Annotated in this window: 21 protein-coding genes; 5 read left to right on the forward strand and 16 right to left on the reverse strand. The window is 52.9% G+C overall.

Going from position 1 to position 24,496, the window contains the following annotated elements; all coding sequences use genetic code 11:
• Positions 1-271: 271 nt before the first annotated feature.
• The 7 genes from ACYQ3S_RS13690 to ACYQ3S_RS13720 form a co-directional block, all read right to left on the reverse strand.
• Positions 272-1,144, reverse strand: coding sequence for a DegV family protein (locus ACYQ3S_RS13690; protein ID WP_002587448.1), 873 nt, complete (start codon positions 1,142-1,144; stop codon positions 272-274).
• On the reverse strand, positions 1,144-2,508 hold the full coding sequence (locus ACYQ3S_RS13695; protein WP_002587447.1) for a radical SAM protein: 1,365 nt from the start codon (positions 2,506-2,508) through the stop codon (positions 1,144-1,146). Before ACYQ3S_RS13695 ends, ACYQ3S_RS13690 begins: the two co-directional genes overlap by 1 nt.
• An 81-nt stretch (positions 2,509-2,589) precedes the next feature.
• Positions 2,590-2,763 (reverse strand): cysteine-rich KTR domain-containing protein, encoded by a 174-nt coding sequence (locus ACYQ3S_RS13700; protein ID WP_072419552.1) that lies wholly within the window; start codon positions 2,761-2,763, stop codon positions 2,590-2,592.
• A gap of 45 nt (positions 2,764-2,808) precedes the next feature.
• Complete coding sequence (locus ACYQ3S_RS13705) at positions 2,809-3,594, reverse strand: ABC transporter permease subunit (RefSeq protein WP_002587446.1); 786 nt, start codon at positions 3,592-3,594, stop codon at positions 2,809-2,811.
• A 12-nt stretch (positions 3,595-3,606) separates the two neighbouring features.
• A complete protein-coding gene (locus ACYQ3S_RS13710) occupies positions 3,607-4,401 on the reverse strand; it encodes an ABC transporter permease subunit (RefSeq protein ID WP_002587445.1) in 795 nt (264 codons plus the stop codon).
• A gap of 13 nt (positions 4,402-4,414) precedes the next feature.
• A complete protein-coding gene (locus ACYQ3S_RS13715; protein WP_002587444.1) occupies positions 4,415-5,302 on the reverse strand; it encodes an ABC transporter ATP-binding protein in 888 nt (295 codons plus the stop codon).
• Positions 5,299-5,916 carry a TetR/AcrR family transcriptional regulator gene (locus tag ACYQ3S_RS13720; protein ID WP_122789087.1) on the reverse strand — a complete coding sequence of 206 codons (618 nt, stop codon included), beginning with the start codon at positions 5,914-5,916 and terminating at the stop codon, positions 5,299-5,301. The genes ACYQ3S_RS13715 and ACYQ3S_RS13720 overlap by 4 nt, the downstream gene beginning before the upstream one ends.
• A gap of 229 nt (positions 5,917-6,145) precedes the next feature.
• Between ACYQ3S_RS13720 and ACYQ3S_RS13725 the strand changes: the two genes are divergently transcribed.
• The 5 genes from ACYQ3S_RS13725 to ACYQ3S_RS13745 all read left to right on the forward strand — a co-directional run bounded on the left by ACYQ3S_RS13725 (position 6,146) and on the right by ACYQ3S_RS13745 (position 10,988).
• Positions 6,146-6,502, forward strand: coding sequence for a helix-turn-helix transcriptional regulator (locus ACYQ3S_RS13725; RefSeq protein WP_002587442.1), 357 nt, complete (start codon positions 6,146-6,148; stop codon positions 6,500-6,502).
• A gap of 195 nt (positions 6,503-6,697) precedes the next feature.
• Complete coding sequence (locus ACYQ3S_RS13730; RefSeq protein WP_002587440.1) at positions 6,698-7,678, forward strand: alpha/beta hydrolase; 981 nt, start codon at positions 6,698-6,700, stop codon at positions 7,676-7,678.
• A gap of 27 nt (positions 7,679-7,705) precedes the next feature.
• The gene (cls, locus tag ACYQ3S_RS13735; RefSeq protein WP_002587439.1) at positions 7,706-9,241 is read left to right on the forward strand and encodes a cardiolipin synthase; all 1,536 of its coding nucleotides are present in this window, start codon (positions 7,706-7,708) and stop codon (positions 9,239-9,241) included.
• Positions 9,242-9,253: 12 nt separating this feature from the next.
• Positions 9,254-10,444, forward strand: a complete 1,191-nt coding sequence (locus ACYQ3S_RS13740; protein WP_002587438.1) for an AI-2E family transporter — start codon at positions 9,254-9,256, stop codon at positions 10,442-10,444.
• 187 nt (positions 10,445-10,631) lie between these two features.
• Positions 10,632-10,988 carry a helix-turn-helix domain-containing protein gene (locus ACYQ3S_RS13745; RefSeq protein WP_016147209.1) on the forward strand — a complete coding sequence of 119 codons (357 nt, stop codon included), beginning with the start codon at positions 10,632-10,634 and terminating at the stop codon, positions 10,986-10,988.
• 189 nt (positions 10,989-11,177) lie between these two features.
• Here ACYQ3S_RS13745 and ACYQ3S_RS13750 read toward each other — a convergent pair whose 3' ends face one another.
• The 9 genes from ACYQ3S_RS13750 to ACYQ3S_RS13790 all read right to left on the reverse strand — a co-directional run bounded on the left by ACYQ3S_RS13750 (position 11,178) and on the right by ACYQ3S_RS13790 (position 24,485).
• Positions 11,178-12,590: a relaxase/mobilization nuclease domain-containing protein gene (locus ACYQ3S_RS13750; protein ID WP_459689835.1), complete on the reverse strand. Its 1,413-nt coding sequence runs from the start codon at positions 12,588-12,590 to the stop codon at positions 11,178-11,180.
• A gap of 55 nt (positions 12,591-12,645) precedes the next feature.
• Positions 12,646-12,984: a hypothetical protein gene (locus tag ACYQ3S_RS13755; RefSeq protein WP_459689836.1), complete on the reverse strand. Its 339-nt coding sequence runs from the start codon at positions 12,982-12,984 to the stop codon at positions 12,646-12,648.
• Positions 12,981-13,829, reverse strand: coding sequence for a nucleotidyl transferase AbiEii/AbiGii toxin family protein (locus ACYQ3S_RS13760; protein ID WP_459689837.1), 849 nt, complete (start codon positions 13,827-13,829; stop codon positions 12,981-12,983). Before ACYQ3S_RS13760 ends, ACYQ3S_RS13755 begins: the two co-directional genes overlap by 4 nt.
• Complete coding sequence (locus ACYQ3S_RS13765; RefSeq protein ID WP_459689839.1) at positions 13,826-14,419, reverse strand: type IV toxin-antitoxin system AbiEi family antitoxin domain-containing protein; 594 nt, start codon at positions 14,417-14,419, stop codon at positions 13,826-13,828. The genes ACYQ3S_RS13760 and ACYQ3S_RS13765 overlap by 4 nt, the downstream gene beginning before the upstream one ends.
• Positions 14,420-14,520: 101 nt before the next feature.
• Positions 14,521-14,832, reverse strand: coding sequence for a CD1845 family protein (locus ACYQ3S_RS13770; protein WP_459689840.1), 312 nt, complete (start codon positions 14,830-14,832; stop codon positions 14,521-14,523).
• Positions 14,829-15,134, reverse strand: coding sequence for a hypothetical protein (locus tag ACYQ3S_RS13775; protein ID WP_459689842.1), 306 nt, complete (start codon positions 15,132-15,134; stop codon positions 14,829-14,831). Before ACYQ3S_RS13775 ends, ACYQ3S_RS13770 begins: the two co-directional genes overlap by 4 nt.
• Before the next feature lie 141 nt (positions 15,135-15,275).
• Positions 15,276-15,620 (reverse strand): plasmid mobilization protein, encoded by a 345-nt coding sequence (locus ACYQ3S_RS13780; RefSeq protein WP_283129044.1) that lies wholly within the window; start codon positions 15,618-15,620, stop codon positions 15,276-15,278.
• Positions 15,617-16,693, reverse strand: a complete 1,077-nt coding sequence (locus ACYQ3S_RS13785; protein WP_283129045.1) for a DUF3849 domain-containing protein — start codon at positions 16,691-16,693, stop codon at positions 15,617-15,619. Before ACYQ3S_RS13785 ends, ACYQ3S_RS13780 begins: the two co-directional genes overlap by 4 nt.
• A gap of 1 nt (position 16,694) precedes the next feature.
• Positions 16,695-24,485: an SNF2-related protein gene (locus ACYQ3S_RS13790; protein ID WP_459689843.1), complete on the reverse strand. Its 7,791-nt coding sequence runs from the start codon at positions 24,483-24,485 to the stop codon at positions 16,695-16,697.
• Between the last annotated feature and the right edge of the window lie 11 nt (positions 24,486-24,496).

Consider the following 24,496-nt stretch of genomic DNA (forward strand, 5'->3'; position numbering starts at 1 on the left):
ATCGACGCCATCCAGACTGCCATCCATGAAAAACAGTCCATCTCGTTCCAGTATTACGAGTACACACCGAAAAAGGAAAAGGTACTGAAACACAAGGGATACCGCTATGTGTTCAGCCCCTACGCCCAATACATGCGGAACCATATGTTCACCTCCTACTACTTCTAGCAGACAGTTCAAAGCTGCCGAGCATAAGTTACCCGGCAGCTCTAAACAAAACTATATTTTTCTATGATGGAGAATGCTTTTTTGCGTATCTACAAATCCTCCGTCATCGATTATTTCCCCAGTAAATCAATGCCAGTGCGCCGGGACCGGTGTGTGCTCCGATGATAGGGCCAATATAAGCAATACAAATCTCAGAATCCGGGAATTGTTCCAACAACCTTTCTTTCAGCATATCTGCTGCTTCAGGGTCATCGGCATGACCTATCAGAATCGATTTACCAAGTTCAGGTTTCCAGCCCTGTTCCATTCGGGCAATCTGAGTGGTAACAGCCTTTTTTCTTCCACGAGGTTTTTCCACTGCTTGCAGCTTTCCTTCGCTGTCCACATGAAGCAACGGTTTGATCTGCAAAGCCGTTCCCATTGCGGCTGCGGCACCTGAAACCCGCCCGCCATGTTTCAAATGGGTAAAGGTATCAACCGTAAACCAATGACATACCTCTAATCGGTGTTCCATGACCCAAGAAGCCAATTCATCAATAGACAGTCCTTCCCTCTGCTTTTTCGCAGCTTCTCTGACTAAAAACCCTTCACCCACTGCGGCAGCAAGCGTATCAATGCAGATGATTCTTCTTTCCGGATATTCCTGCTGTAGTTCTTCAACCGCTAAAAACGCAGACTGATATGTACCTGACAGACCAGAGGAAAAACAGAGATACAGAATATCGGTTCCCTGTCGCAGACAGGGTTCAAAATGCTTAAAATAAATCGTTGGGTTGATTTGTGAGGTCGTTGCAAAATTCCCAGCTCTTTGCAAGCGGTAGAACTCCTTGGCTGTGATTCCTTCCGGGGAACCATATGAGTATTCTGTTCCGCCGATCTCAACATTCATAGGAATCATTTCAACAGATGGCAGACCTGCGGTTAACTCCGGTGCGAGATCTGAGGTGGCATCTGTGAAAATTTGATAGCCGTCCATCACTTCTTACACCCACTACAGCCCTGACAAGCAGCCCACAGCTCATCGGCCTTCGGCTTCCAGGTTTCTGCATAAAGTGTAGTCTTATCACACAGATGGTCAACACTTTCCGGGGACTGATACTCGGTAGAATGGGCACCGGATTTCTTTACCATGCTACGCAGACATTCAGGATTTTCCAGCATAGGACACGGCTGGAACATATTATCATTAAAGGGCTGACCGTCGTGATAGGCCATAAACAGCGGAGACTGATATGCTTCCAGCAGGGTCTTTTCACGGATGTTGGAGTCAGAGTAATGGATAAAAGCGCAAGGCTCAATGTCACCATTGGCATTGATATGCAGATAGTTGCGGCCACCAGCAATACAGCCGTTTACAAATTTCGCATCATTCTGAAAGTCAATTGTGAAAATAGGCTTTGTGCTACGGTATTCGCAGATGCGGTTATACATCTTTTCACGCTGGTCAGGAGACGGGAGCAGCTCCACAGCGGAATCGTTGCCCACAGGCATATAGTGGAAGAACCATGCGAACTTCGCACCGCACTCCACCAGATGATCGAAGAACTCATCCGAGCTGATGGAGTCGATGTTCTTGCTGGTATAGCACCCAGATACGCCGAAAGGCAGCTTCTTTTCTTTCAGAATCTTCATCGCCCGCATAGTAGCCTGATAAGTACCCTTGCCACGGCGGAAATCAGTAGCTTCCTCGAAGCCTTCAATGCTGATGGCCGGGTAGAAGTTCTTCACCCGCAGCATCTCATCGGCAAACTTCTCATCGATAAGGGTACCGTTGGTAAAGGCAGAGAATACGCAGTCAGGATGCGCTTCACACAGGCGGAGCAGATCGTTCTTGCGTACCATAGGTTCACCGCCGGTGTAGAGGAACATATAGGTTCCCAGTTCATTGGCCTGATTGATGATGTCATCCAGTTCCTCATAGCTCAGATTCAGCTTATTACCGTATTCTGCCGCCCAACAGCCGGTGCAATGAAGGTTGCAGGCGGAAGTGGGGTCCATCAGGATTGCCCAGGGGATATTGCAGCCGTACTTTTCACGATTAGCCACCTGCTTGCGGCTGCCTAAGAGAGATGCATTGACAATAAAATTGCGGAAGAACACTTTGCGGACTTCAGAATCAATGTCCGTCCAAAGGCTGTTGATCAGGCGCATCCAGTTGCTGTCAGGCTGCTCCATCACCTTACGGATTTGCTGGCGCTGTGTGAGATAGAGGTTATCCTTATCGAACTTATCCGCCCAATCTAACAACTTGGGGAATGCTTCCTGCGGATTGCTGTCAACATATTTCAGCACTTGATTGACGGCGAAAGCCTGTGCGCTGTCTTTAATAGAATTACTCATGGTTTTGTCTCCTTTTCTATCTTAAAAGCAAAAAGAGCCGATAATCCGCAGCACAAGCCTAACGGGTTATCGGCTCTGCGTCTATGCGTCTGGCTCTGTGATAACTGTGGTATTGAATTGTTTTACGCTGATTATTATTTCCCGTTTGCACTTCGGACAGTATAGCGGAAAATTTTCAAGTACTGTATTATCACAGATTTTAATTCTCGTTTTGTTGTTGCAGTTGGGGCATAATAGCCATTCGTTTTTTTTCATTCTTTGTTTTTCATCAGATAATAGAATATCTATGGACAATTACATTTACAACTCACGCAGTTTCCACCGCCTTGTAGAAACCATTACACACGCGCCCACAATGAGTACTGTTAAGACGATGTAGGAAAGATAGACGCCATTTAGTGCTACTTCATACACATCATAGTACCGCAGAGGGGTCAGATAATCCAAGAAACGATTCCCTGTGTACTCGGCAGTAAAGGCCAACACATAGGCGGCCAATACGAAAACCGTACCGGCGCGTACCGCGGCCTTATAAGATTTGAAAAGGCTGGCAAACAGCAGACCCAAGGCAAAAAAGAGAAGCTGGGTAAAGAACATTCCCATCGTTGTGGAAAGCACCGCTCCCGGCTGATCCAGACCGCCCAAAGGAAGAACGATCGTGAAATAATTGCACACGCCGCTGAACAGGGCGAACACCAGCAGGTTCACTGCTGAAACGATCACCTTCGCCAGAACAATGGTTTTCCGCTCCACAGGCTTTGTGAACAGGTATTCGGATGTTCCAAATTTCTTTTCCCTCGCCACACAGGACAGGCCCAGAGAGATTGCATAGGCAAAGGCCAACAGCCCCTCCCAAAAATAGATACACGCGTACCAACCAAGGGCAGTCGTGAGATCCCCTTTCACACCGAACATGATCATGATCAAGCGAGGAAATTGGCCGACTGTCCGGGCCATCTCATCCAGACTGTCCTTCAAGGATAAAAGTTCAAAATAGCAGAATCCGCACAGCAGTAACATGATCCCCAGCCAGATCAGCAGGGTCTTTCTGGTTTGGCGGAATTCGTTTTTCACCAATGTTTTCATCTTTGCACCCCCTCATGAGCGGAACTGGATGTCTTTTTTCAAAAAGACACGATAAGACAGCACCAAAAACAGGGCAAACAGCAGTACACACCATCCCAAGTAATCCAACTCATAAAAGCCAGATTTGGAAATCTCAGCCGCACTAAAGAACGAGTACGGGGACAGAAAACTAATGGCACGGTTGCTGACAATGTTGGAGAAGCTGGTGACGCAGTACTCGACAAAGACAATTAACCCGGCAGTCAAAAGTGGGCTTCGATTGCGTGAAAATAGAATTCCAACCAAAAGCCCCATAGCTGCAAGGAACAGCGTGACCAGCATGAGGGAAAGAGCAATCAGAAAGAACTCTCCCCAGTCAATGCCGGAGCGGAACAGGGCCAGCGCCAAAAAAGAGGCGAGAAGATATACCATGCTCACGACCACTACGCCGAAAAAAACCGTGAACGCCTTTGCCCAGTAAATCGTTTTTCGGGTATGGGGTTTTGTAAACAGATATTCAGAGGTTCGCTCCGAGCACTCCTTGGTGTGAATGGCGATACCGAAGTGCATCCCGAAAATACCGGACGCAATCATAAAAAAGCTGGTAAGAAACGCATAAATGCCCAACGGTGAGGTCAGATATTCCATGGACACACCAACGCCTTTGTAAAAATCACTCGTACCCAGCGTTTCATAGAGGTCTCCGGTGGAAACATCCATAAAGCTGTAATAGGTAGGCGTCATCACAAAAACACACAGAGCCAAGGCGATGGCCCAACCCAAAATATATTTGCGGTGCCTTTTCAGTTCATATTTCAAAATGACCATGCCCGACACCTCCTTACGCATAGTAGTGCATGAAGATTTCCTCCAAAGAGGGCTCTTCCAAAAGCACATCGTCCAAATGCAGCAGGTGAAGCTTGTCAATAATCGCCGTGATATTTCCGTTATACATAAAGGAAACAGAGGTCTTATCCGCAGTCTCCGCATAGTTCGCAATGCCGGACAAATCAAAGAAATCGCGAGGGATAGCCTCCTTTGCGCTCAGAGAGACTTTCTTATAGCCGCTCTCACGCAGTTCTTTGATGGACTGTATGCCAATAAGCTGTCCCTCTTTCAGAATGGCCACCCGGTCACACAGTTTCTGCACCTCACTCAGCACATGGGAGGAAAAAAACACGGTAGCGCCCCGGCTGTTTTCCTCCTTCAGAATATCATAGAAAGCCTGCTGGATCAGTGGGTCTAATCCGCTGGTGGGCTCGTCCATAATAATCAGTTTGGGCGAAGTCATAATGGCAGACACGATACCCACCTTTTTCTTGTTGCCCAGAGAAAGGTCTGCAATCTTGCGGGACAAATCCAGATTGAGCCTGTCGGCAAGCTCCTTCATCTTTGTCTTGCAGTCCATGCCGTACAGATCGGCGGTGTACTGCAAAAGTTCACGGACTTTCATGTTTTCGTAATAGCTGTTCTCGCTGGGCAGATAGCCCACATCCCTGGCGATGACGCTGGCCTTGGAGTGACAGTCCAAATCGAAGATAGATGCGCTGCCTCCGGTGGGACGGATCAGCCCCATTAGGGTGCGGATCGTGGTGGACTTACCCGCACCGTTGGGGCCGATAAAGCCGAAAAACTCTCCCTGGTTGACAGAGAAACTGAGGTTATTGATTCCTCGATGCTTCCCATAGTGCTTGGTCAATTCATTCAAGACAATCGCTTGTTCACTCATTTCAAATACTCCTCCTTATAAAAATTTTTCCGCAGAATTGCGATGTTCTTCTCAAAATCCTCCATGACAGCCTGAAAATCGAAAGCCGCCGCCCCCCGGTACCCGGCCGCATAGCCCTCGGCCATCAGAAGCAGCATCTGAAAGACCGGCTGGGCATCCTCTGGGTCTTTGAATTTCAAAGCATCCTCTTCCCGCAGAACAAGATCGTTTCGGAATCTGCCGGTCTCCTCCGTCAGGATCGCCAGCGTATCCGTCACCTCGGGAGAATTTTCCTCCCAGGCACTGGTAATAAACTGCAAGATAAAAGGCTGATTTTGGAGCCCCTCCATTTTCATGCGGCTGGATGCCAGAATCCTGTCGAACAAATCTGTTTCGGAATCGAGGGCTTCCTTATCAAATAGTCCCTCTATGATTTTCTTGCAGTATTCCAGCAGGTAAATGTAGAGCTGCTTTTTACTGCCGAAATACTGAAACACAGACGCTTTGGAAATGTGTGCGGCTACCGCAATATCATTGATTGAGGCTTTTTCATAACCAAACTTGCCGAAGCACTGGAACGCCGCATTGAGAATGGTCAATCTCTTTTCTTCGGTCAGGGCCAAAAATTTGTCCAATTCATTTCCTCCTTTTTACACAATAACCGTTTCGGTTATTTAGAGTATAGCACCAATAACCGAAACGGTCAAGTATTTTGGAGTATGATTCAAAAGTTTTCTTTTTATACTGTTAGACCAACGAAGATTAGTCTCGAAAGTACCGGTGTGTTCAAGTCAGCAGTTGCACGAAAATGTAATTCGTTCAAATACTACTACCTGAAATATAAAATTACATTGGGTGATGTCTATGAAATTTGAACGCGATGAGCGCAAATTTGATTTCCACGATATAGGGTGCGAGATAAAGCGCAAAAGAGAAACCAGCGGGATGACACAGGATCAACTGGCCCTTATCATTGACCGTGATCCCCGCACCATCATATATAACGAAAACGACGGTCAGCATCCGAGCTTGAACACTTTTTATCAGATGGTGACAATGTTCGATATATCGGTGGATCAGTTCTTTTATCCAGACATGAGCGCAGATGACGCTTGCAAAAAGCGCATCAATACACTTGCTGCATTAACACTTGACCGATTCGGTTATTGGTGCTATACTCTGAATAACCGAAACGGTTATTGTGTAAGAAGAAGGAAATGAATTGAACAAATTTTTGGCCCTGACCGAAGAAAAGAGATTGACCATTCTCAATGCGGCGTTCCAGTGCTTCGGCAAGTTTGGTTATGAAAAAGCCTCAATGTCGATTCTGTTATATTACGCATATCGCAGAAAATTAAGTAAGAAAACTGCCAATGACAAAGAGTAAGTTATACCCACGTTATGAAAGGACGTGCTATGAAGGATTCATTGAAAAAAGGATTGATAATAGGTGCTGCCGGTAGTGCGATTTGTGTGCTTTGGCATCATCTTCTAACCAAAAAGATGATGCAGCTCGCCATGGATCGGGTTGCGCCGCAGGACAGAAGCAACGGAAAAATGCGTGTGTCCGGTTCACCTGAAATGATAGAAACCACTGAAATTGTAAAAAAGGCAGCTGGTCAGCTCGAAAAAAGCGGCTGTGACGTGGTGGAAATCACTGCTCACGACGGAATTTCATTGATTGGGCATTGGTGTCCCTGCGAAGAACCGAAAAGAACTATAGTTGCCATGCACGGGTGGCGTTCCTCCTGGTCACATGATTTTGGTCTAATCGCAGATTTCTGGCGCAATAATCATTGTTCTGTACTCTACGCAGAGCAGCGGGGACAAAATAATAGCGGCGGCGACCATATGAGTTTAGGTTTGCTGGAACGCTACGATTGCCTGGCATGGACAAATTGGATAAACGAGAAAACAGGAAAAAGCATTCCCATCTATCTTGCCGGGGTATCCATGGGTGCAACCTCTGTGCTAATGGCGTCCGAACTGGAACTGCCGGATAATGTATTTGGAATCGCAGCGGACAGTGCATTTACTTCGCTCCATGCAATTTGGAAACATGTCTCCGAAAGCAATCTGCATATTCCTTATGCTCTGCATAAAACAGGTGCCGATAGGATGTGCAAAAAGCGCATCCAAATGGATGCTGATGCTGCCTCAACTACAGAAGCGTTGAAGCACTGCCAAATTCCTGTTCTTTTTGTCCACGGAACAGATGACCACTTTGTTCCAGTTGAAATGACATACGAAAACTATAAAGCCTGTACATCAGAAAAGCGTCTGCTGATTGTTCCGGGCGCTGACCACTGTATGAGCTATCTCGTAGGAAAAAGCACCTACGAGCGCATTGCAAAAGAGTTTTGGGAATTTTGCGAACAGCGGAAAAAGAATCCGTAGATTTGAGTTTGAAGGGGGGGAATCATTATGCGCCAGCGTTGGCTCCGTGTCTTATTCCGTAGAAGGATGTTGACGATACTCCTGCTACTTTTACAGGTATATTTTCTTATATGCCTTGTACTTGGGGGAAGTCAGCTTTCCCGAAATTTCAGTCGCCTACTGACAATCGTCAGTATCATTGCGGTGCTTTATATCGTTTCCCAGAAAGACAAAGGCGCCTACAAAACTGCATGGGCGATCCTGATCCTAACCTTCCCGTTGTTTGGTGGACTGATGTATCTTTTGTCTAATGCACAATCCTCGAAATGGCGCTTTGCAAAAAGTGTCCTCCATACACAACAAAAGGCAAAACCACTCTATGCACTCCCCGGCATTTGCTATGAAAGCGCAACAAAACAACTGCCTGAATATTACCCTCAAATTCATTACTTGCAGGAATACACGGGGTTTCCAATATATGCAGATACAGAAACACATTACCTTACACCGGGTGAACGAAAGCTGGAAACACTTTTGGCGGAACTTGAAAAAGCCGAGAAGTACATATTTCTGGAATATTTCATCGTGCAGGAAGGCGTTATGTGGAACAGCATCTTGGAAGTTTTGAAGCGAAAAACCACGCAAGGCGTAACTGTGCGACTGATTTATGACGATATGGGTTGCTTTCTCACTCTTCCGAAAGACTACGCAAAGCAGCTAAAAAAACACGGTATCCAGTGCGCCGTATTCAATCCCTTCCGACCTGTTCTGACCGTAAAGCAAAATAACAGAGATCACCGAAAAATAGCGGTCATTGATGGAAAGGTGGCTTTTACCGGAGGTATCAATCTGGCAGATGAATACATCAACGCCATTGAGAAACACGGACACTGGAAAGATGCAGCGATCATGCTGAAAGGCAAAGCCGCATGGAGTTTCACACTAATTTTTTTACAGACGTGGGAAATTTGTACCCATACAGACGAGGACTACGAAATCTTCTACCCATGGAAAGAACAAGAGTGCCCTGTTACTGCAAAGGGGTTTGTTCAGCCATACGCTGACAGTCCAATGGATGAAGAAAATGTGGGCGAACACGTTTACCTGCATATCTTAAACAATGCAAAGAAGTACGTGTATATCAACACCCCATATCTGATTGTCGATGATAGTATGCTTTCCGCTTTGCGTCTTGCGGCAAAAAGTGGTGTAGATATACGCATCATCACACCCCACCGCTGGGATAAATGGTGGGTACACATGACCACACGCTCGTATTACCGAGAGCTGATAAAATCAGGCGTTAAAATCTACGAATATACCAATGGTTTCATCCACTCCAAAACCTTTGTGTCCGATGACCGTACTGCAACAGTCGGGACAACAAATTTGGATTTTCGCAGCTTATATCTGCACTATGAATGTGGTGCTCTGCTCTATGAGGCCAAAGCTGTTATGGAAGTCAAGGAGGATTTTCTGCAAACGCTGGAGATATGCCAACAGGTGACAGAAAAGGATTGCAAAACAAATATCGTAGTGCATCTGCTCCAGGATATACTGCGGCTATTTGCACCACTAATGTAAGGAGGGTCTTGAATGTTTGAAGATATTGAAACACACAAAAAATTATCAAAGTGGATTATCGGAACGTTTACAGCCTGCATTTTGATTTATCTTGGCATCCGACATATTAGTCATGTAGCTGATGCCGTGATGTGGTTGAAAGACCTGCTGAACCCACTTTTAATTGGATTGATTTTGGCGTTGTTTCTGAATGTTCCGTTGGGGGTTATTGAAAGACATCTGTTCCCCAAACATCCGACATCTAGGAAAACGAAAATGCGCCGCCCGCTTGCGATCCTGCTTTCATTTATTTTGGTGATAGGGGTCTTTGTCGGTGTTGCTTTTCTTGTTATTCCCGAATTGATCGATGCAGTATCTATTGTCATATCATCCTTGACGAATGGTCTGGATCAACTGGTGGCATTTGAAAGCACGGCTGACTATTCTAAAATCCCATTCGGAGAACAGCTGTCCCAAATTGATATTGATTTTCTTGAACTGAAAGACAATTTGAATGAATGGTTGAATCAATTGGGAACCACCATTATGGACACTGCTGCTTCCGCATTTGGAAGCGTGGTTGCGACGGCAGTCGATTTTGCGATTGGTCTTGTGTTCTCAATTTATATTTTGGCCAATAAGGAGAAATTAAAAAGTCAGATCACCCGAATTGTCCGTGTATGGATTCCAGCATGTTTTGCCGAGCGGGGCATTCATGTGGCAGCTGTCTGTGAAAAAAACTTCAAGCTTTTTGTAGCAGGGCAAACGACTGAGGCAATAATTTTAGGCAGCCTGTGTGCAATCGGTATGTTAATTCTGAGAATACCATATGCGCCGATGATCGGTGCGCTTGTTGGGGTAACAGCACTGATTCCCTATGTCGGTGCCTGGATTGCTACACTTGTGGGTGCATTTTTGATTCTGACAGTCAATCCTTTTAAGGCACTGGTATTCATTATTTTCCTGCTTACTTTGCAACAGATCGAAGGAAATGCAATCTATCCGAAAGTTGTGGGCGCAAAAATCAACCTTCCTGCCATGTGGGTTTTAGCGGCAATCACAATAGGTGGCAATCTGGCTGGACCAATCGGTATGTTGCTTGGCGTACCTGCCGCAGCAGCCACTTACGCTCTTTTGAAAGAAGCAACCGATAAGCGGGAAACGCATCTGAAAACACAAGAAAAAGAGCAGATGGGTAATTCACATAAACAGAATATATCCTAAAAAAATTATCTCAAGATAAAAACTCATAGTAGGGTGTAAGGACTCATGATATAAAAATATCAAGGGTCTTTGCGCCCTATTCGTTTTTTATATTACAAAATCGGCATTATCATACCTTTTAGCGGGCATAATAAGGTTATTCCTCAAAACAAATCGGCACGATACAATGTTATTGAGGTGAATGATTATGCCGATTGACGATTTAACCGCTTTGGGTCAAATAATGCGGGAGGCCCGAAAGAAAAAAGACCTGACACAGCAGGAGCTTTCAGATCTGAGCCATGTTTCTGTAAAACAAATTGCCAACATTGAAAAAGGGCAGATGAACCCTTCCTATTTGATTTTAAGAGCATTGGCCAAGGTTTTGAACATCTCTCTGGACTCTCTAATAAATCCGGATGTTTCTCCAGAAGATGAGGGAGCCAACCAGATGAAAATGCTTTATTCCAGTTGCCCGTCAGAAATGCGTGAAACCCTGCTGCACCATACACAGGAGACCATGCAGGAATTAACAGAACTATCTAAGAAAATTGAAGCGAATTGAGCCAGTGAGTGAAATTTGACGGTTTCCTCTCTGGCTCTTTTCATTTCTGCAAAGAAAGCGGCAAGCGATGCCTGTGGCTATCCAGATAGCCCCACGCGCTTGTTGAGGGAAGTCCCCCAAGCCCCCTTTGAACACAGATTTTTAATCTGTGGCTGCGCGTTCTGGCGAACGCTTTTGACCGCGACCAGCTTACCGCTGGCCGTGGTCTTTTTCTCTCTGGCCCGGTTCCGATTCATCCATCGACAACACCCGGTCCACATTGTTCTTGACGGTCAGCAGCTCCCGCATTTCCGTGCGGGCCTGTCGATACTCGCCGTAGGCTTTTTTCTTATCTGCCAGCAGCGTGGCATACTCTGCCTGGAGGGCCTTGACGGTGGGGAGCTTTTTCACGTTCAGCTCGTTAAATGCTTCTTTGGCCGCCTGATGGAGCAGGATTTCCTCCTCGTGTTCTTCGCGGAATTTCTTGGAGTATCCGGCTTTCCGGTAGGCCACATAGGTGTCGCGGGTCTTGGCATAGTTGATGATGTGGGTCCGCAGAACGGCGATCTCCGCCATGCGCTTCTCCGCTGCCTTGATTTTGGCAGAAAGCTCATTGTGGCGGGCCGTCGCGGCCGCAGTCTTTTCCTCCAGCACTGCATACTCCAGCAGGTTATGTTCCATAAGATAATTCAAGGTGTTGGCCATCTGCTTCAAATTAAAGACCTTCCGCCACCTCTCATATCCAGGACCCTTTCCGGCTTGGAGCTTTGTCTGGATGTCAATCAGCAGATTGACCTTCGGCGGATCTGCTTGCTTGACGGATTTCTGACGGGGCGTATGCTCCTTTTGACCGGCAAGGACGGCCAGCAGGTCCTCCAGGGTGTAGCCTGTCCCCAGGCTGTCCAGGCGGGCCACTTTGTCCCAGCCTGGGAGCTTCAACCGATAGGCTTTCCCGCGCATGGTCACTTCGCAGCCGGATTCCCGGAGCAGCTTCAGCAGCGCATCCAAATCGGCGGGTTTCTTCGCCAGCGCATCGTCGATGACAGCGCGCAGCAGCTCCCGGTGAGATGGTTTCGCCTGCTCGCCCAGCCACTTGTTATAGCTCTTGCCGTGGCGCTTGGGATCAGCCACAATGGAGTAACCGTTTTCGATGCAGATGGTATCGCTCAGCCGCCGGACGGCCTTTGTGCTGCCCCAAAAGTTGCGGAACTTCCGGTCACAGTCCAGCGTGACAGAACTCCAAATTATATGGTTATGGGTATGGGCTTTATCGATGTGGGTACAGACCACAAAGGCGTGCTTGCCCTTGGTGAACCGTTTGGCAAATTCAACGCCCAGCCGGTTTGCTTCCTCCGGGGTGATCTCGCCCGGCGCGAAGGACTGCCGGACATGGTAGGCGATCACATCATCTTTGCCCCGGACCCGTCCGGTGGCGGCGATATACTGTCGCTTTGCCAGCATGAACTCGGCGTCGGCCACACGGCTGTCGCAGGCGAAGCCGGTGATGAGTTTACCGCCGTCTGTCTTTTGTGGATTTGCCACATAGTCGATGATGTCGCTGATGGCGCTGCTTTCCGTGCGGCCTTTGCCAACGTGCAGCGGCATGATGCGGGTTGTAGCCATGAAAACGCCTCCCTTCTCAAAAAGAAAACGGCCTGCTTTCACAGACCGTCTCGTGTTATTCTGTTCTATCATCCTCATCCAGAAGGAACTCGGAATCATCTTCAAAATCCTCCGGCTCCTGCCTGGAAGGAAAGCGCATTTCCAACTGCTCTTGCGCCAGCTCCCGAACATCCGGGCGTTTATCCCTCGCTCTGTTTTTCAGCCAGGACAGTTGCTCCTTTGATAAGCGCCAGGGCAGATTGATAATCCGGTTGATTGCCATTTGTTCCGCCCGGACCTCCGGTGGAAGGGCAGCACAGGTTTTGCAGATATGTGCCGCGTGACCCTTGCCGGAAAACTTCTCATTGGCTTTGTATTCACCGCAGACCTTGCAATAATGTCCATGCCTTTTCATATCTTGCCCTCGCAGTTGGCATACAGCTGGCGAACCGCCGTCATAATCGTATCCCAGCTTAAATCTGACGCATAGGAGAATTTCTTTTGGTAAGCTGTCCAGAGGTCCTGCATAATCGGGCTGTTCTGCACTTCGTCAAAGACTTGAGCGGCTTCTGCAAGATGACGTTCCGTGCCGCGCTTGCGGGCCGTGGCCAGCAGCGCATCGTGAAGAATCTGCGGATTCAGCGTATCCCCGTAGAGCTGTTGCAGAATGGCAATGTCGTAAAAATCCCTCATGCGGGTGTTGGTTGTGGTCCGGGTGATGATGGTCTCCAGTTTCTCCGCCAGCACAGTCTCCAGGTTGTAGGCCCACACGTCAATCGACCGATCTTCCAGCATAAGTTTGAAGCTGTACCGCACCTCTTTGGGCGTAATGGCGTCGCCGGTGGAAATGTCAATCTTCAGCGGAGTGCGCACCCCGTCAAAAAGCGTTGTCATTGTCACCCGGATGCCGGGATATTCCGCCTCGTCCATGATCTCGGAAATGCTTTTCACCTGGAAGGTAACGCCATCGTCAATGGGAACGGCGATGAACTCGGCCATCATGTTCTCAACATTCTCCACACTGACGTTGGCTCCCTTGACCGTCGCGTCCAGGTCCATCGTGGAGCGGGCATCCAGGCCAACCATCGCGGCCACCAGCATCCCGCCCTTGAGAATGAATTTGTCTCGATATGCTGAAAGAGAGATACGCTCCAGGAACCGCTCCATCATGTAATTTCGCATCAGAATTTGCGCATCCGCAGCGTTTTTCCTGGAGAGGTTGCGGATCAAATCTTTCAGCTGCCTTGCCGTTTTTATCATAAGAGTACCTCCAAATACTGACGTAAAATCTTCTCGACCCGGAACAGCCTGGCGTAGCGCATCAGCGTCCGAAGGTCCTTATCCTTCCGTCTGGCATACGCTTTCAATGCGTCCTGGAAGGTCTGCATCTCGATATGGTTCCGGCTGCGAAGCACATCGCAGATGGTCCGTTCCCGATCATAGACCGGTACATCGTGACCGAAAGGCGTCTGCATCGTGGTCAGCCCGACTTCATGTAGCTCCGCCTTGATGGTAAAGACCTGGACGCCCTCATCCTTTAGCCGGGTGGGATTGTAGCCTGTCTTGACCGTGACAGAATAGGCCATCGGTTCCCGGTCGGTCAGGTCATGGAAAAACAGCGCCGTTTCATGGGAAAAAATTGCCTGCGGACAGCGTAAATGTAAAAGGTACATGGCGTCCACCCAGGCATCCTTGGAAAGATAAATCCCATGCGCCGCCTGTTCCAGCCCGCGCGACCGTACAAACTGATAAAAAACAGGTTTTGAGATTCCGGCTGCAAGGGCCTCCCCGGTGCGCAGCATCCCGTCCTGACGTTCCATCAACTGGTCCAGCTGTTGAAATTGGCTCACGTTCTTCACCTTCCTTTCATGCTAATATTATATGCGAAATTAGCACGAAAGTAAAGTCAAAAATGCCAGGCGTTCACTCCCGGTACTTCTGCGTTTCCTGTTTAGCCATACACCGCATCCTGGATCGCATACCGCAGGTCCTGCACCTTACTCACCAGCCAGGCGGCGGCCATCGGCAGGCCAAGCGGGCTGACCAGGAAGGCGATCACCAGCAGGATGATGCCGTTTTGCGGCGAGTAGGTAACCAGAACCGCCAGTCCCAGCAGCGCCACCACCGTGGAGGCCAGGCCGAAGATGAAGCTGGACACATACAGCAGCCCGAAGCACACCCAGGTGAACAGTGTCAGCGCCAGCACCACCGGCGCGGCGGCGATCTTCAACACCAGTTTCAAAATAAATACCACAGCTCTCATTTCAGCGCCTCCTTCCGCCAGTCCAGGTATGGCTGGCACAGTTCGTCCACAGCTCTCTCGTCCGCTTCGGTGGCCTCCCGGCGGCCTTTTGTCCGGCAGACCAGCTCAAAGTCCCAGTAATCCTGCAACAGCAGGTCAAACAGTTCCTCCGGGGTCCGGCAGAGAACTCCGTCCACGCAGTAGCGTGAATCCAGATTCCAGGTCACCCGAACATAGCCGCGCCTGCAGGGAAGAACTTCTTCCTCCGGGTCGCGGCGCAAATACTCTTGAAAAACCGTCAGGACGTTTTCAAACGTCAACATCAGCCATCACCTCATTTCTGCCTCCATTATCTCTGATAGAATCCAAAACCGCAACGATACGACAAAAGAAAAAGGAGGGAGGCCCGGCGCAGCATCCGCACGCGCCGAACCTCCCTCTTGCAGCCGGAGCGTATGCCCCCATCACGACAGCTTTGCCAGCTGGGTCAATATCCGATGCACCCCATCCCACAAAGCCTCCTGCCGCTGGGATATATCCTCCAGGTCGGCGTCATAAATCCGCCCGGTTTCATGCACCCGGCGTGTGAGCTGATTCAGATTGTTGCTGCTCCGGCGAAGCAAGGACACCAGCTCCTTCAGCTCCGGCAAGTCCAGCCGTACCACATAGCCGTCCAGAGCCATTTTCCGCAGATAGGCTTCCCGGTTTTTCGTCCCCAGCTGGGCCATCTTCTGCTCGATCAGCGCCAGTTCCTCCGGGGAGACCCGGAAGTTCAGCTGCACATCCCGTTTGCGCTTCGGGGCGCTCACCGCTCCGGCTCCCGCTTCTTGTGGGCAGGCGCTTTCTTCTCGCCTTTTTCAGCAGAGCGCGGCTCCGGCTTGAGCTGGCTGCGGACGGAACGGTGGCGCTGGCGCAGATTCCTGGAGCGGTCCTCGCTGGCCAGAATGGTGACATAGGTGCCGGGCAAATCCTTCATGCCGGTGATCGCCAGACTGCGGAACGGCAGCAGGTTCATCAGCTGGTCGTGGGCCTGGGTGCCTGCGCGGGCCAGAAAGTCCGGCGAAATGCGGGCCATGTAGTGGGTGCCGTGGGGGCTGTTGGGATGCTCCGGCACGCGCAGTTCCTGCAAGAGCCGGGCAGCCTCGGCGTGGATTTCTTCGGGCGTCAGCGGCTGAAGCCGCAGATAGTCCTGCCGCGTCTGGCTCAAAAACAGATCGACCAGACCGGGGTGGCTATCCACCACAAAGTCCAGGTTGCGGTTGCCGCCAAATCCGTCCGGGTTGGGCGGGATGTCCACGGTCTTGGCCCACGCCTTGTTGGCTGGGCTGAACCGCCCGTCCCAGTCTTTCTGCTGCACGGTGTTTGCCAACACATAGAGGGTGCGGGTGTACCCGAACTGCTCGATCACCTGGGGTACGGCGTCCCCGCCCAGCCGGTTGTCCCGATAGTTTTCGGCAATGGCGTTCTCAATGGCCTCCTTGCAGGCGATGTTGGCGCGACGGGACGCCCGGTACAAATCCAGGTCTCCCTGTTCGCGGGCATAGGCGGCGTCGTGCCGGTAGAGCGGCAGCTCGCGCTGGGCGTTCAGCGCCGCTTCGGCCTGTTCCTCGATGCTGTCCCGGATCACGTCCATGTAGGAAGTCTCCCGGTCGGCAAATTCTTTGTAGACATCCGCCAGCGGGGACGGCGAGGCCAGCAGCGCAGCCGCCTGGGCTTCCGGCAGCTCCAGTTCCTCCATCGCCATCACAATGTCCTCCCGGACGGTGTACTCGTAAGCATGGTTCAAAACCTCCGCCGGGGACTGGCTTTTCAGCCAGTCCCGAAACTTGTCCTGCTCGGTGGCCATCTTTTCATAGAGGGCCGTGTTTTTGTCTGTGTTCATGTTATCGCACCTCCTCATGGGTCTTGGTTTTTTTGTCCGCCGTTCGCGGCGGCACGGGACGGCGAAGCCCCTCCAGGACGGAGGGGCGCGCACTTTTGGCAACAACCGTTTCCGGGGAAGAACGGCCTTTGCCGTCGATGTTCAGCAGCGTGTCCAGTTCCACCAGCCGGGCGGACTTTATCCGCAGATCGTCCTCAAAGGGAAACGGCTTGCCTACTTCCTCTTTGGCGGCGGCCTGCTGCTGGTAGAGATTGTCCAGCTGGTTCTTGACCGCCTCCAGCCGCTGGGGCATCTGCGCCAGCGCATTGTCGATACGGGTCAGGTTGCCGCGCGGGTCTGTGCCGAGACTTGCCCGGTGGGTCATCTTGCCTTTCAGCAGGAGCGTATATTCCTGCCGGAACGCATCAAAGGACGCCGACATAGCAAAGCCCCGGTAATTCCCGATGGGCACCGGCTCGGTGCCTTTGACCTCCTTGCAGGCATCCAGCAGGGCGGCACCGGCGTTCTCCTTGTCTGTCAGCACATCGCCCCGGACTTCCATACCGGCAAAGCCGTCCTCTGGGTGTGGATGGGCGGCCAGGGTTGCCATATCGGCCTCCAGCCCCGCGATAAAGCCTTTGTTTTTCTCAATTTCCTCCGGGAAGTATTTGAGCAGCTGGTCCTCCAGGCGGTACTGCTTGCTCTGGTGATCTGCCTTCATCAGCTTCAGCTTGGAGACCTCCACATCCAGGTCCATGCGCTCCTTGATGCGCGGGTCTCCGGCGCACAATGCCTTGATCTCGGCAAAAGAAAGCGCCGTTTCGTCCACATCATCACAGCTTCGCACCGGCGATTTGGAAGTCATGATCTGGCTGATGAATTTCTGCTTGTTCTCCACCGTTTGCCAGAGATAGGCATCAAAGGTCCCCTCGGTGACATAGCGATACACATGGACCAGGGGATTTTGGTTACCCTGACGCTCAATACGGCCCTTGCGCTGGGCCAGGTCACCGGGCCGCCAGGGGCAGTCCAGGTCATGGAGCGCCACCAGCCGGTCCTGCACATTGGTGCCAGCGCCCATCTTGGCGGTGCTGCCCAGCAAAACGCGCACCTGGCCGGTACGGACTTTGGAAAACAGCTCCTTTTTCCGCACTTCGGTGTTGGCCTCATGGATGAAAGCGATCTGTTCGGCGGGCATCCCCTGGGCGATGAGCTTTTGCCGGATGTCCTCATAGACCGTAAAGGCCGGTTCCGGCGCATCCAGCGGCACAGCCTGTTCCAGCGCGTGGAGCGTGGGGTTGTCCAGCGCCTTGGCCGCTTTTTTAGTGGGGCGGGCCTGGGGCGTGGAAATATCGCAGAACACCAGCTGGGTCAGCTTGTCAGCCTCGCCGTCCCGCCAGATCTGCATGATGTTGTCCACACACTGGTTGACCTTTGTGCCGGGTTCGTCTGGTAAAAGCGGGCTAATGATCCGCTGGTCCAGCCCCAGCTTGCGGCCATCCGAAGTGATCTTGAGCATATTGTCCTGGGAGGGGTCCACGCTGCCGCTGTGTACCAGAGAGGCGCGTTCGGAGAGCGCCTTCACCATTTCCTGCTGCTGCACAGTCGGCTTGGCCACAATATTATGGTACTCCACCTCCGGCGTAGGCAGGTGAAGCTGGTCGGCGGTTTTTATGTCCGCTACTTCCCGGAACAGGTTCATCAGCTCCGGCAGATTGAAAAACTTGGAGAAGCGGGTACGCGCCCGGTAGCCAGTGCCTTCCGGTGCCAGCTCCAAAGCGGTCACTGTCTCCCCGAAGCGGCTGGCCCAGCAGTCAAAGTGCGCCATGCCCAGCTCCTGGAGCCGGTCATATTGGAGATACCGCTGCATGGTGTAAAGCTCCGTCATGCTGTTGGAAACCGGCGTGCCGGTGGCAAAGATGACGCCCCGGCTGCCGGTGATCTCGTCCATGTAGCGGCACTTGGCGAACATATCGCTGGACTTCTGCGCGTCCGTAGTGGAGAGACCTGCCACATTCCGCATCTTGGTGTATAAAAACAGGTTCTTGTAGTTGTGTGCCTCGTCCACAAACAGCCGGTCCACGCCGAGCTGTTCAAAAGTTACCACATCGTCTTTGCGGCCTTCCGCTTGCAGCTTTTCCAGCCGGGTCTCCAGGGATTTGCGGGTTCGCTCCAGCTGCTTGACCGTGAAGCGTTCCCCACCGCTGGACTCCACCTCGGAAATGCCCTCGGTGATCTCCCAAATCTGTTCCTGCAACAGCCTCTCCTGGCGTTCCTTGCTGATGGGGATACGCTCAAACTGGCTGTGCCCCATGATGATGGCGTCGTAGTCGCCGGTGGCGATGCGGGCGCAGAATTTCTTGCGGTTGTGGGTCTCGAAGTCCTTTTTGGTGGTGACAAGAATGTTGGCCGAGGGGTACAGCCGCAGAAACTCTGATGCCCACTGCTCGGTCAGGTGGTTCGGCACCACAAAGAGGGACTTCTGGCACAGGCCCAGGCGCTTGGCCTCCATTGCGGCGGCCACCATCTCAAAGGTCTTGCCCGCGCCCACCTCATGGGCCAGCAGCGTGTTGCCGCCGTAGAGGATGTGGGCAATGGCCCCCAGCTGGTGATCCCGGAGGGTGATGGACGGGTTCATGCCGCCAAAGGTGATGTGGGACCCGTCGTATTCACGGGGCCGGGTGGAGTTCATTTCCTCATTGTATTGATGAACCAAAGCCCGGCGACGTTCCGGGTCCCGCCAAATCCAGTCCTTAAAGGCGTCCCGGATGGCCTGCTGCTTTTGGGCGGCCAGGGTGGTCTCCTTGGCGTTCAGCACCCGGCGTTCCCTGCCTTCCGCGTCCTCTACGGTATCGTAGATACGCACATCCCGCAGGTTCAGGCTGTCCTCCAGAATCTTGTAGGCGTTGGCGCGGCTGGTTCCATAGGTGGTGTAAGCCGCCACATTGTTTTCGGACACCGCACTCTTGCCGGAAATCTGCCACTCGGCGGTGAAGGGAGAATAGTGGACCTGGATGCTTCGCTGAAGGTAGTACGGCGTATCGAAGGTCTCATACATAAACTGCTGGATGTACGCTTTGTCAATCCAGGTCGCACCCAGGCGCACCTCGATCTCCGATGCGTCCAGGTCCTTGGGCTGGGCGGCGGTCAGAGCATCTACGTTGATGGCAAAAGCCGGATCGCGCTCCGCAGCCCGCTGTGCCTGCCGCAGCTTCCGGCGCACGTTGCCAGAGAGGTATTCATCGGCGGTCACATAATGGGGTGTTCCGTCCGGCTCCGTCTGACCCGGCACCCGGAAGATCACGCCGCGCAGTTCGGCGGCCAGCTCGTCGCTGGTTTTGCCGGTGAGTTGTTCCATGTACTCCATTTCCACACGGGCCTTTTCTGAGATGGATACGGCCAGCGCCTCGCTGGCTGTGTCCACGGTGGTGACGGCCTGATGGGGTTTGATGGTCCGCTTGGTGAACATATCCGCCTTGCGTTCCAGCTTTCCGTCCTCGTCCAGCACTTCCAGCGCACAGAGCAGATAGTAGCTGGAATCATCGGAAAAGGCCAGCCGGTTCGCCCGGTCATTGATAAGTCCGTACTTTGCAGAGAAATCGTCATAGAGCCGGTTCAGCTCCGCCATCTGTTCCCGGATGTCGGCATCCGGCATGGCAGCATCCATCTCCAGGTCGATGAGCCGCTGCACACAGTCCCGCAACTCCACCAGCCCCTTGACGCGGGCTTCGGCGGTGGCGTTCAGATCAGGCCGCACCATACGGCTGTTCTCCCGGAAGTACACAGCGCCGTCCACCACGGTGTAGGAGTAGTTCTTCACGTTAGGGTCTGCCGGGAGGGAGGTGTCAATGTCCTCGCCTTCGCCCAGCTCCGGCAGCGCAGCCTCCTGATAGGTGCCGCGAATATACTTCACGGCATCGTGCAGCTGGTCGGCCAGCTCCAGCCCCTCGATGGGGTTCACGGTGTAGTCCATGCCGTGAGCGGTGCTTTCCGGTTCCTGACGGCCCAGCACCATCTCCGGGTGGTCCAGGAAATACTGGTTGATGGTAAAACCATCTTCGATCTGGCCGGTCTGGGTCCAGTCCGGCGCGATGTCCAGCGGGCGGTCCCGCTTTTGCAGGAAAATGATGTCCGATACGACCTCGGTTCCGGCATTCTTTTTGAAAGCGTCATTGGGCAGGCGGATGGCCCCCAGCAGCTCGGCGCGCTGGGCCAGATACCGGCGCACGGTGGAATCCTTGGCGTCCATTGTGTATCGGGAAGTCACAAAAGCGACCACGCCACCGGGGCGCACCTGGTCCAGTGCCTTGGCGAAAAAGTAGTTGTGAATGTTAAAGTGCAGCTTGTTGTAGGCTTTGTCGTTGACCTGATACTGGCCGAAAGGTACATTGCCCACCGCCAGATCGTAGAAGTCCCGCCGGTCGGTGGTCTCAAATCCCGCCACGGTGATGTCCGCCTTGGGATAGAGCTGCTGGGCAATCCGCCCGCTGATGGAATCCAGCTCCACGCCGTACAGCTTGCTTCCGGCCATACTCTCCGGCAGCATCCCAAAGAAGTTGCCCACGCCGCAGGACGGCTCCAGAATATTCCCGGTCTGAAAGCCCATGCGGCCCACAGCCTCATAAATCGCCTTGATGACCGTGGGGCTGGTGTAGTGGGCGTTGAGGGTGGAGGCCCTGGCCGCAGCATATTCCTCCGGGGTCAGCAGCTCCTTCAGCTCCGAATACTCCGCCGCCCAGGCGGGCTTCTCCGGGTCAAAGGCATCCGGCAGCCCGCCCCAGCCCACATACTGCGAAAGCAGGTGCTGTTCCTCCGGGGTAGCGTGGCGGTTTTCCCGCTCGATCTGTTTCAGCGTGGCAATGGCCTTGATGTTGCGCCAGAACTTTTCTTTTGGGCCGCCTTCCCCCAGGTGGTCGTCCGTGATATGAAAGTTTCCGGCGGCGGGCGAAGGCGGAGTGGGTTCCGGCCGGTCAACGTGCAGCCGTTCCACCACCACGTCATAGGGCAGATGATTCTTGTCGCCGGGATAGACCGCCACCGGCTCGGAGTGGAACGCCGGGGCCTCAGCGGCGGGTCCCTCAATGGGCTTGGCAGCTTCGGCAGGTTCTTCAACAGTGGCAGCGGATTCAACAACCGGTTCGGGCTGGTCCTGTCCAAAACCGTCCAGCTGGCGGGCGTACATTCCACGCAGCAGCGGCGCAACTTCATCCCAGCGGAAAAACAGCATGGCCAGCCGCTTCTCATCCGCATCCAGCACCTCCAGTTCGATGCCCTCGGTCATGGTGCGGTAGTCGGCGGTGTCGCCGGTTTCCAGCTCCATCGTCTCCACAATGCCGGGATAGGCCCTACTCAACCACTGGGCGATCTCGCTGTTGCTCTGGCCGCTGTGCAGCAGTGCGGAAAGCTCCGCTTTGTCCGGCACGCCGATCAGACCGTGGGCCAGCACATCCCGCAGGTCCTGGTCCGCCGTGTCAGGATTTATCGGCAGGAACTCCGTCAGCGCCTCATTGCGGGTATCCGCCCGCAGCAGCTGCTCGAACCGTTCACGGCTCTCGGCCCGGTAGATGGGGTAGCTCATGCCGGTGGGAAGCAACTGTACTGTGTCCTCCCGCAGCTCCGTGATGCGATACTCCTGATTGTCCAGATAGACCGTATCGCCCACATGGTAGACCAGCGCGGCGGGGTCGTAGCCATTTTCCTCCGGGATAGCCTGCCGGATGGTCTCGTATTCTTCATCGGTAACGGTAATGTCAATCTCATGGGTCGGTTCCCCGTTCCCGATGGTAATGGTGTCGCCCTCACGGGTAATGGGCTGACCGGATAAGTCCGGCACAGACGGCTCCGGCCTTGCCTCGGCCTGTTCCCCGGCTGCGATGGCCTCCACATCCCGCATCACCTGCTGGATGAACGGGTCACTGTCCAGCTTTTCCGGGTCTACCACCTGACCGTTCACAATCCCGCGCTGGGCCAGAGCCTCCCGGATGGCAATGGGGTCGATGTTGTCAAAACGGTCCTGCTCCGCTTCGGTATAGAACCGATCCTCCCTGATGAGCTGGGCAATCCGACGCTGCACCTTGGGCCAGGGCAGCGCCGTTCCGTTGGGGCTTTCCGGGCGGACCGCAAACGGGGTTTTGCCGTCGCCACCGTCAAACTCACGGGCCAGCCATGCGGCGGCATCTTTCTCCCGCGCATGGTCTTTCATGTAGCGGACAACAGCGTGTTTGCTTTCGATTTTGCCGTTCCAGTTCTGGATGGCAGCGTCGATGTCTGCATCCGAGAGAGGGCGCAGCAGCTCATGGAGCTTGGGATAGGTCTCGTCGATAACTTCACGATGAAGGCGCTGGCGGAACTCCGGGGTATGGGAATAGAGGTTGAGCAGTTCCTTATTGCCAGACGCCAAAACAGCGCGGCGGATAGCCGAACGGCCTTCGATTACGGCGCTTTCATGGTCGCTGTGACCGCAGGCGTTCCGGTATCTGGAATCCTGGGTGACAGCCTCCAGCACGATAGGCTTATATTTCTCATGCAGCTCCCGGAGAGTAGGCTTTGCCTCCGCTGCCTCATGGTCAGCAGCTTCCGGCTGCGACTGTTCCTGGGCAAAAGAAAAAGCAGAGGACGTTTTCACACTCTCTGCTTCGTCAATTTTCTGGATTTGTTCCGCTTCGGAGAGGAACAGGTTTAGGGTTAGCTGTTGATAAGCTCCGCCATCAGAATCTCCTCGGCCTGTGCCTTGCAGGTGTTCATCAGACCCACCCAGCGCATCGGATCGCGGGCTTTCAGCTCCTCCGTCGCGCCCGCCGACTCCGCCAACTGGGGCATCATCTGTTCGAGGCGTCTGTTCGCCGTCTCGTCGATCTCCCAAAGGTGCGGGTACAGCTTCTCGGTCATCAGCAGCTGATTGTAGATCAGGGGCCGGTGTTCCTTCAGGTAGGCTTTCCGCAGCCTGCCGTACTTGCCCAGGGGCTTCGGCGGCTGCTCGGTCAACTTCAAGTCGGGAATCAGGTAATCGCCGTTCCTCGTGTAAGTCAGGTTGTTCTCCATGTGTAACGCTCCTTTCTGCGAGATGCTCGCGCTCATAGTTCTGGATGGTAACGCCGATCTGCCGCAGCACCTGCTGGTTCACCTGGCTGACTGCCGTTCCCAGCGCCCCCACGGTGGCCGGGGTGTTGAAATCGAAAATCGGCATAAAATCTTCATGGCCGAAATACTGCTCCGGTTCCAGCCCGCAGCGGGACATCAGGGCGTAGGCGATGCTGACGGTGGCAGCGGCTTTGAATTGGACTTCGATGTTGAAATCATCGTACTCCTCCAGGAACGAACCGTCAACGATGTAGCGGAAGTCCTGCTGATGCTCGTCCCAATACTCGCTGGCCAGCTTTCCGGCCACATCAGTGAGCTGCTGGGCAAGATCGTCACCGGCAACGCCATAGCTGCGCTCCAGCATAGCTGACACAGGCCCCTTGTGCTGTTCCTCCAGCTGCCACAGCCAGGGAGTGCGGGAGTTGGGCCGGGTGCCGGTGTCAGAAATATCAAATACATAGCGCAGCCGGGGCCTGTCGCCGGAATCGTCCACCAGGGCGATACCCTTGGAGCCACGGCGCACATACCGTCCCATTTTTTCATTCCATAAATCATACTCGGCGCAGGCGGTGGCATCCGGGCGCTGGGCGTAAATCATCATTTGCTCGTGGAATGGGTATTTATAAAGGCGCGCGGCAGTAGTAAGAAAAGCCGTCCATTCCTTCCAGCTGCCCACAAGCTGGGTCGATACCTGTTCGGCCATCTGCCGGTAAAATTCAGTTTTGGATGGCATGGTTGTTTATC

The sequence above is a fragment of the Agathobaculum sp. TL06 genome, from assembly GCF_054658635.1.